The organism is Pseudomonas citronellolis, from assembly GCF_029335315.1.
Classification (GTDB): Bacteria; Pseudomonadota; Gammaproteobacteria; order Pseudomonadales; family Pseudomonadaceae; genus Pseudomonas; species Pseudomonas citronellolis_A.
The window spans coordinates 20,136-28,598 of record NZ_JARJLT010000242.1 but is presented as its reverse complement, the minus strand read 5'-3'; the positions used below and the strand labels follow the sequence as shown (position 1 = coordinate 28,598).

At 65.9% G+C, this 8,463-nt stretch carries 6 protein-coding genes and 1 pseudogene; 3 read left to right on the top strand and 4 right to left on the bottom strand.

Annotated features, from left to right (window positions below; translation table 11 throughout):
- Positions 1-230 (top strand): annotated as a pseudogene (locus P3W75_RS18525) (hypothetical protein); the annotation flags it as partial.
- Positions 231-388: 158 nt separating this feature from the next.
- Here P3W75_RS18525 and P3W75_RS18520 read toward each other — a convergent pair.
- A complete protein-coding gene (locus P3W75_RS18520) occupies positions 389-1,699 on the bottom strand; it encodes an MFS transporter (protein ID WP_276228776.1) in 1,311 nt (436 codons plus the stop codon).
- Between the two features lie 270 nt (positions 1,700-1,969).
- On the opposite strand from P3W75_RS18520, the gene P3W75_RS18515 reads away from it, so the two are divergent.
- Positions 1,970-2,374 carry an acyl-CoA thioesterase gene (locus P3W75_RS18515; protein WP_276228775.1) on the top strand — a complete coding sequence of 135 codons (405 nt, stop codon included), beginning with the start codon at positions 1,970-1,972 and terminating at the stop codon, positions 2,372-2,374.
- Between the two features lie 196 nt (positions 2,375-2,570).
- Here the strand turns inward: P3W75_RS18515 and betA are convergent, their stop codons facing one another.
- The 3 genes from betA to betI all read right to left on the bottom strand — a co-directional run bounded on the left by betA (position 2,571) and on the right by betI (position 6,487).
- Positions 2,571-4,256 carry a choline dehydrogenase gene (gene betA, locus P3W75_RS18510; RefSeq protein ID WP_276228774.1) on the bottom strand — a complete coding sequence of 562 codons (1,686 nt, stop codon included), beginning with the start codon at positions 4,254-4,256 and terminating at the stop codon, positions 2,571-2,573.
- Positions 4,257-4,374: 118 nt separating this feature from the next.
- Positions 4,375-5,847, bottom strand: coding sequence for a betaine-aldehyde dehydrogenase (betB, locus tag P3W75_RS18505; protein ID WP_276228773.1), 1,473 nt, complete (start codon positions 5,845-5,847; stop codon positions 4,375-4,377).
- Between the two features lie 46 nt (positions 5,848-5,893).
- Positions 5,894-6,487 (bottom strand): transcriptional regulator BetI, encoded by a 594-nt coding sequence (betI, locus tag P3W75_RS18500; RefSeq protein WP_276228772.1) that lies wholly within the window; start codon positions 6,485-6,487, stop codon positions 5,894-5,896.
- Positions 6,488-6,848: 361 nt separating this feature from the next.
- On the opposite strand from betI, the gene P3W75_RS18495 reads away from it, so the two are divergent.
- On the top strand, positions 6,849-8,387 hold the full coding sequence (locus tag P3W75_RS18495) for a BCCT family transporter (RefSeq protein WP_276228771.1): 1,539 nt from the start codon (positions 6,849-6,851) through the stop codon (positions 8,385-8,387).
- Positions 8,388-8,463: the final 76 nt, after the last annotated feature.

Genomic DNA, 8,463 nt, shown 5'->3' with positions numbered 1-8,463 from the left:
TGGTTGATTCTTTCGTCTCAACCGAGGCCGCGCATTCTACGCTAACCTCTTGTTCCGTCAAGCGTTATTTTCAGAATTTTGCATTCCTACTCAACCGCTTGCGCTTCAGCGAAGGCGAACCTTCTCATCAGCGGGAGGCGCATTCTACAGTGACCAGAATCACTGTCAAGCACCTCGGCGATCTTCTTTTCAACTCAGCGCCGAAGCGCAAACTGAAAAGCGGCAAGTGAACCACCTGCCTGACCACCACTCTCAACCTCTATTCGCTTAAGCGCTTGATTTTCAAGCTCTTTCAGCGCTTCGTCGCTGGGAGTGGTGCGCATTATAGGGAGATAAAAATCCCCGTCAACGACTTTCTGAAACTTTTCTGAAATACCTGTCCGATCGATCAGCTTGCGACCAGTGCGGCGGCGCTGGCGCGCCGCTCCTGGCGCAGCAGGAAGCAGCCGGTAAGGAAGCCGACCAGGCACAGCGCGGCCACGTAGTAGGCCGGGCCCATGGGGTCTTCCTTCATCAGCAGCGCCACCACCATCGGAGTCAGGCCGCCAAAGATGGCGTAGGACAGGTTATAGGAGAAGGACAGCCCACTGAAGCGCACCACCGGCGGGAATGCCTTGACCATGACATAAGGCACGGCGCCGACGATGCCGACGCACAGGCCGGTGAGCGCATATAGAGGAAAGAGCCAATCCGGGTGCGCCTTCAGGCTGCTGTAGAAGGTCCAGGACACCACCCCCAGCAACAGGCTACCGCCGATGAAGGTGCGCCCGCCGCCGATGCGGTCGACGATGCGCCCGGCGAGGATGCAGCCGCAGGTAAGGAAGACGATGGCCAGGCTGTTGGCTTTGAGCGAAGTGGCCGCCGGGACGCCGTAGACCGATTGCAGCACCGACGGGGTCATGAGGATGACCACGACGATGGCGGCCGAGAGCAGCCAGGTCAGCAGCATGGAAATCGCCACCGCCGGACGGTGCTCGCGCACCACGACGCCGAGCGGAACTTCGTCGGCCAGTTCCTTGCGCTGCTGCAGCTCGGCGAATACCGGGGTCTCGTGCAGCCAGCGGCGCAGGTAGACGGAGAACAGGCCGAAGACGCCGCCCAGCAGGAAGGGGATGCGCCAGCCGTAGGCCAGCACCTCTTCGGCGCTATAGAGGCTGTTGATCGCGGTGGCCATCAGCGAACCGATGAGGATGCCCGCGGTCAATCCAGCGGTGAGGGTGCCGCAGGCGAAGCCGACCCTGCGCGCCGGCACGTGCTCGGAGACGAACACCCAGGCGCCCGGAACCTCGCCACCGATGGCCGCGCCCTGCACCACGCGCAGCAGCAACAGCGAGAGCGGCGCCCAGATGCCGATCTGCTCGTAGGTCGGCAGTGCGCCCATGAGCAGGGTGGGCACGGACATCAGGAAGATGCTCAGGGTGAACATCTTCTTGCGCCCGAGCAGGTCGCCGAAGTGCGCCATGACGATGCCGCCCAGCGGCCGCGCCAGGTAGCCGGCGGCGAACAGGCCGAAGGTCTGCAGCTGGCGCAGCCAGTCGGGCATGTCGGCGGGGAAGAACAGCTTGCCGACCACCGTGGCGAAGAACACGAAGATGATGAAGTCGTAGAACTCCAGGGCCCCGCCCAGGGCGGAGAGGGACAGGGTCTTGTAGTCGCTCCGGGTGAGCGGACGGACAGCGGGGGTGTTCGCAGAAGGCATCGCAGGCATTCTCGGCAGGTTGGCGGCGCTGGCGCAGTTTCTTGGAGGGCGAACCATGGCAAAGGCGGACCGCTCAGCGCAACATTGTTATCGGGCATTCTGCGGTCGCTGCCGCAGGCCGGCCTCTATATAATGCCCAGGCCGGAGGCAGAGGTCCGATCAGGAAGTTGTCCCAAGATTCTGTGGGAAGCGTCAGCAGACAGAACTTTTGGGAGAGCTTTTCCTTTCGCACCTTGAATCGAGACCGTCGGGGGCACGAGGCCCTTACCTATGATCGAGCTTGAACAAGAAGACCCCATCCCGCAGGGCGACCTGGCCCTGCAGATAACCGCCCTGCCCCGCGAAGCCAACGGCTTCGGCGATATCTTCGGCGGCTGGCTGGTATCGCAGATGGACCTCGCCGGCACCGCCATGGCCAGCCGCATCGCCGGCGGCCGCGTGGCTACCGTGGCGATCGACCGCATGGCGTTCCTGGTGCCGGTATCGGTGGGCGCGCAGCTGTCCTGCTATACCCAGACCCTGGAAGTCGGGCGCAGCTCGATCCGCATGCTGGTGGAAGTGTGGAGCGACGACCCGCTGTCCAGCGAATGGCGCAAGGTTACCGAGGCGGTGTTCGTGTTCGTTGCCATCGATGGCAGCGGACGGACGCGGCCGGTGCCGCCGCGGCGGGGGTGAGGGCGCGCCTTCACCGTCGGCTGCAGGTTGGAGCGGTGAGAAGCCCCGCTATCCCTGATATCACCTCCCCTCCCCCCAACCCTCTCCCTGAAGGGAGAGGGGGCCATTCGGCGCAGCCGGGGAAACTCAGTGTCAGCTGGCGACGCCCAAAGGCTCAGGCGCTATCCACTCTGATAGCGCCATTCCCTTCTCTAATTCACGCCCGCATCGGCTTGCCGCGCACCGGGGCACCGTTGGCCTTGTAGTAGGCCGCGGTGCTGCGTGGCAGCGGTTGGCGGCCACGGATTCGGTCGGCGATCTTCTCGGCCATCATGATGGTGGTGGCGTTGAGGTTGCCGGTGATGATCAGCGGCATGATCGACGCATCCACCACCCGCAGGCCCTGCATGCCATGCACGCGGCCCTGGCCATCGACCACCGCCATGTCGTCCTCGCCCATCTTGCACGAGCAGGAGGGGTGGAAGGCGGTTTCCGCGTGCTCGCGGATGAAGGCGTCCAGTTCGGCGTCGCTTTGCTTGTCCACGCCCGGGCTCAGCTCGCGGCCGCGATACGGGTCCAGCGCCGGCTGGGCCATGATTTCGCGGGTGATGCGGATGCCGTCGCGGAATTCCTGCCAGTCCTGCTCGGCGGACATGTAGTTGAAGAGGATGCTCGGGTGCTTGCGCGGGTCGCGCGAGGCCAGCTGGATACGACCCCGGCTGGGCGAGCGCATGGAGCCGACGTGGGCCTGGAAGCCATGCTCCTTCACCGCGTTGCTGCCGTTGTAGTTAATCGCCACCGGCAGGAAGTGGTACTGGATGTTCGGCCATTCGAATTCGTCGCGGGTACGGATGAAGCCGCCGGCCTCGAACTGGTTGCTGGCGCCCAGGCCGGTGCCGAGGAACATCCACTCCGCGCCGATCTGTGGCTGGTTCCACCATTGCAGCGCCGGGTACAACGAGACCGGCTGCTTGCAGGCGTACTGCAGGTACATCTCCAGGTGGTCCTGGAGGTTCTGGCCGACGCCGGGCAGGTCGTGCACCACCTCGATGCCGAGGTCGCGCAGTACTGCCGCCGGCCCGACGCCGGAACGCTGCAGCAGCTGCGGCGAGGCGATGGCGCCGGAGCACACCAGCACTTCGCGGCGTGCGCGGACTTCCTTCAGAGCGTTGTCGTTGCCGTGCAGATAGGCCGCGCCCACGGCGCGCTTGCCGTTGAACAGGATGCGGTCGGTCAGGGCGTGGGTGACGATGGTCAGGTTGGTGCGCTCGCGAGCCTGGTCCAGGTAGCCGCGCGCGGTGCTGGAACGCCGACCCTGCGGGGTCACGGTGCGGTCCATCGGGCCGAAGCCTTCCTGCTGGTAGCCGTTGAGGTCTTCGGTACGCGGGTAGCCGGCCTGCACGCCGGCCTCGACCATGGCGTGGAACAGCGGGTTGTTGCCGGCCTTGGGCGTGGTCACGCTGACCGGGCCGTCACCGCCGTGGAAGTCGTTGGGGCCGATGTCGCGGGTCTCGGCCTTGCGGAAGTACGGCAGGCAGTCGAGGTAGGTCCAGTCTTCCAGGCCCTTGTCCTGCGCCCAGCCGTCGAAGTCCATGGCGTTGCCGCGGATGTAGCACATGCCGTTGATCAGCGAGGAGCCACCCAGGCCCTTGCCGCGCCCGCACTCCATGCGACGGTTGTCCATGTACGGCTCGGGGTCGGTCAGGTAGGCCCAGTTGTAGCGGCGGCCCTGCAGCGGGTAGGCCAGCGCGGCGGGCATCTGGGTGCGGAAGTCGGCGCGGTAGTCCGGGCCGCCGGCTTCGAGCAGCAGCACGCTGACGTCCGGGTCTTCGCTCAGGCGGGTGGCGAGGACGTTACCGGCGGAACCGGCGCCGATGATGATGTAGTCGTATTCCTGGGTCATGCAGGCCTACCTCTTTTTCTGGGCACGACACCGCCCGCGACGCGTGGCGCGCCGGTGTCTGAATGTCGGAATGGCCGGTCGTTCTGGCGACCGGCCGCTCAGGGCTCGATCGCGGTGGTCAGAACACCGAGGCGTAGTCGCCCAGCTCTACCTGCACGGATTTGATCCGAGTGTAGTGAGACAGGGTGGTCAGGCCGTTCTCGCGACCGACGCCGGATTGCTTGTAGCCGCCAACCGGCATTTCCGCCGCCGACTCGCCCCAGGTGTTGATCCAGCAGATGCCCGCTTCGAGGCGGTGGATAACCCGATGGGCGCGGGCCAGGTCCTGGGTGACGACGCCGGCGGCGAGGCCGTACTCGGTGTCGTTGGCGCGGCGGATGGCTTCTTCCTCGGTGTCGTAGATGAGGATGCTCATCACCGGGCCGAAGATTTCCTCACGGACGATGGTCATGTCGTCGCGGCAGTCGGTGAACACGGTGGGCGCGACGTAGGCGCCCTTGCCGAATTCGCCGTCGGTGACACGCTCGCCGCCGCACAGCAGGCGGGCCTTCTGCTCCTTGCCGGACTGGATGTAGCCGAGCACGCTTTCCATGTGCGGGAAGCTGACCAGCGGGCCGAAGTTGGTCTTCTCGTCCTGCGGGCTGCCCAGGCGGATGCGCTTGACCCGCTCCAGCACCTTCTCTTCGAAGCGCGCCTGCAGGGCGCGCGGGACGAACACGCGGGTGCCGTTGGTGCAGACCTGGCCGGAGCTGAAGAAGTTGGCCATGACGGCGATGTCGGCGGCGCGGTCGAGATTGGCGTCGTCGAAGATGATCAGCGGCGACTTGCCGCCCAGCTCCATGGTGACTTCCTTGAGCGAGGAACTGGAAGCGCTGGCCATGACCTTCTTGCCGGTAGCGGTGCCGCCGGTGAAGGAGATCTTCTCGATCAGCGGGTGCTCGGTCAGCCACTGGCCGACTTCACGGCCGCTGCCGGTGAGCACGTTGAACACGCCATCGGGCAGGCCGGCCTCGGTGTACACCTCGGCCAGTTTCAGCGCGGTCAGCGGGGTGACTTCGCTGGGCTTGAAGATCATCGCGTTGCCCGCGGCCAGGGCCGGGGCGGATTTCCACAGGGCGATCTGGATCGGGTAGTTCCAGGCGCCGATGCCGGCGACCACGCCCAGCGGCTCGCGGCGGGTGTAGACGAAGCTGGTCTCGCGCAGCGGGATCTGCTCGCCTTCGATGGCCGGCACCAGGCCGGCGTAGTACTCGAGCACGTCGGCGCCGGTGACGATGTCGACGTAGCGGGTCTCGGCCAGCGGCTTGCCGGTGTCGAGGGTTTCCAGTTCGGCCAGCTCGTCGTTGCGCTGGCGGAGGATTTCCACGGCGCGGCGCAGGATCCGCGAGCGCTGCATGGCGGTCATCGCCGCCCACACCTTCTGGCCTTCGACGGCGCTGGCGACGGCGCGCTCGACGTCGTCCTTCGAAGCCCGCTGCACCTGGGCGAGAACCTCCCCGTTGGCCGGGTTGATGGTCTCGAAGGTGGCACCACTGGTGGCCTCCACGTAGCGGCCGCCAATGTAGAGCTTCTGAACGTCGAATCGAGCCATGGGGGGTTGTCCTCTCTTATGGTTTCAGCACGTAAGGCCGCGCCCGCTATCCGGTGCGCTTGGCCAGTTGTTGGTCGAGATAGTCGTAGGCGATAGCCAGCGCCTGCTCGGTGTCGAAGGCATCGCCCGACAGCGCGCCGCGCAGCCACAGGCCGTCGATCAGCGCGGCCAGGCCGCGGGCGGCGCTACGCGCCAGTTCCAGCGGCAGCTCGCGGCGGAATTCGCAGCACAGGTTGGAATACAGCCTGTGGTCGTTGATCCGCTGCAGCCGGCGCAGGGACGGCTGGTGCATGCTGGTCGCCCAGAACGCCAGCCAGGTCTTCATGGCGGGGCCGTTGACCTGGCTGTTGTCGAAGTTGCCGGCGACGATCGCCCGCAGGTGGGCGCGCGGATCGTCGGTTCGCAGGCTAGCGCGACGCTCGCGCACGGCCTTGCTCAAAGCCGACATCAGATGCCGCATGGTCGCCTCCAGGAGGCCGTTCTTGTCCTGGAAGTAGTGGCTGATGATGCCGTTGGAGACCCCCGCCAGGCGGGCGATCAGGGCGATGCTGGCGTCGCTCATGCCGACCTGGTCCACGGCCTCGAGGGTGGCGTGGATCAGTTGCGAACGGCGAATCGGCTGCATACCGACCTTGGGCATTGGTATCTCTCCTCTACGCGGGACGCAGCTGTGCCGTCCGGCGTCAATGTGGGCCAGTCTATTTTGTTTTTATTGAACGTTCAATCAACTAAGAATAAGCTGCGCTCCGTGAACCCTCCCGAGCCCTTGCGTGCAAGCGGGCCCGAGCCGTTCATCACCGCGATGCGTCCAAACCGGCAAGGATCGCAGAATCCTGCTTGGAAGTGTCGCGGCGGCAATGCTGTGTCTGTGGTTCGCGGCCCGTCGCCGTGCCTCGCGCACTGTCGCCGGCCGCCATGCGTTCACTGCCATGGGGTCCCCCTGAAAAATGAGTTCTGCTTCGCCAAGAAAAACAAACGAGCAGGCCCGTCTGAACCCGATCGTGTTCTTCGGCTCCACCGCCCTGATCCTGGTTCTGACCGCCATCCTGATGTTCTTCCCCGACAGCGCCGGTGCCGCCCTCGCCCGCACCCAGGCCTGGCTCTCGCACAGCTTCGGCTGGTACTACATGCTGGCCATCGGGGCCTACCTGTTCTTCGTCGTGTGGATCGCCTTCTCGCGCTTCGGCACGCTGAAGCTCGGCGCCGACCATGAGCGGCCCGACTTCAGCTACGGCGCCTGGGCCGGCATGCTGTTCTCCTCGGGGATCGGCATCTCGCTGCTGTATTTCGCCGCCTCCGAGCCGATCGACCACCTCTACCACCCGCCCGAAGGCGTCGCCGGCAGCCCGCAGGCGGCGCGCCAGGCGCTGCAGCTGACCTTCCTGCACTGGGGCCTGCACGGCTGGGCGATCTACGCCCTGGTCGGCCTGGCGGTGGGCTACTTCGCCTACCGCCATCGGCAGCCGCTGGCGCTGCGTTCGGCGCTGCTGCCGATCCTCGGCGAGCGCTGGGTGAAGGGCGCCGGTGGCCACGCGGTGGATATCTTCGGCATCTTCGTCACGCTGCTGGGCCTGGTCACCAACCTGGGCATCGGCGCGCTGCAGGTGTCTTCCGGCCTGGAGTACCTGACCGGCATGCAGCATTCGAAGACCACCCTGCTGATCGTGCTGCTGGTGATGAGCCTGGTGGCCACGCTGGCGGCGGTGTCGGGTATCGAGAAAGGCATCCGCCGGCTGTCCAACCTGAACATCGTGCTGTTCAGCTCGCTGCTGGTGTTCGTGCTGGCCTGCGGCGCGACCCTGGAACTGCTCAACGGCTTCGTGCAGAACCTCGGCGACTACCTCAACGGCCTGGTGCTGAAGACCTTCGACCTCTACGTCTACACCGGTGGCAGCGCCGCCAAGAGCGAGGAATGGCTGGGCCTGTGGACCCTGTTCTACTGGGCCTGGTGGATTTCCTGGGCGCCCTTCGTCGGCATGTTCGTGGCGCGCATTTCCCGTGGGCGCACGGTGCGCGAACTGGTCTGCGGCGTGCTGCTGATCCCGCTCGGCTTCACCCTGGCCTGGCTCTCGGTGTTCGGCAACAGCGCGGTGGACTTGGTGATGAACCACGGCGCCGTCGACCTCGGCAAGGCCGCCCTGGAGCAGCCGTCGATGTCGATCTACCTGCTGCTGGAGCACTACCCCTTCGCCAAGATCGTCATCGGCATGTCGATCTTCGTCGGCTTCGTGCTGTTCCTCACCCCGGCGGATTCCGGCTCGGTGATGCTGGCCAACCTGTCCCGCGAGGGCGGCGACCTCGACGAGGACGCGCCGAACTGGCTGCGCATCCTCTGGTCGGCGATCGTCACCCTGGTGACCATCGGCCTGCTCTTCGCCGGCAACTTCACCGCCATGCAGACGGTGGTGGTGCTGGCCGGCCTGCCGTTCTCGGCGGTGCTGATCCTGTTCATGTTCGGCCTCTACAAGGCCATGCACGCCGACTACGAGCGCCTGCACGGCAAGCGCCCGGAAGCGGGCGGCGAGCTGGCCGCCGGCTGACCACGGCTCCCCGGTGGCGTCCCGCCCGACGCCACCCGCCTGCCCATGGCAGGCCCTTTCGCCCGGCTTTACGCCG

Excerpts from the sequence above, each read along its gene's own strand:
- P3W75_RS18520 (WP_276228776.1), bottom strand. The coding sequence starts at position 1,699 with ATGCCTTCTGCGAACACCCCCGCTGTCCGTCCGCTCACCCGGAGCGAC.
- P3W75_RS18515 (WP_276228775.1), top strand. The coding sequence starts at position 1,970 with ATGATCGAGCTTGAACAAGAAGACCCCATCCCGCAGGGCGACCTGGCC.
- betA (WP_276228774.1), bottom strand. The coding sequence starts at position 4,256 with ATGACCCAGGAATACGACTACATCATCATCGGCGCCGGTTCCGCCGGT.
- betB (WP_276228773.1), bottom strand. The coding sequence starts at position 5,847 with ATGGCTCGATTCGACGTTCAGAAGCTCTACATTGGCGGCCGCTACGTG.
- betI (WP_276228772.1), bottom strand. The coding sequence starts at position 6,487 with ATGCCCAAGGTCGGTATGCAGCCGATTCGCCGTTCGCAACTGATCCAC.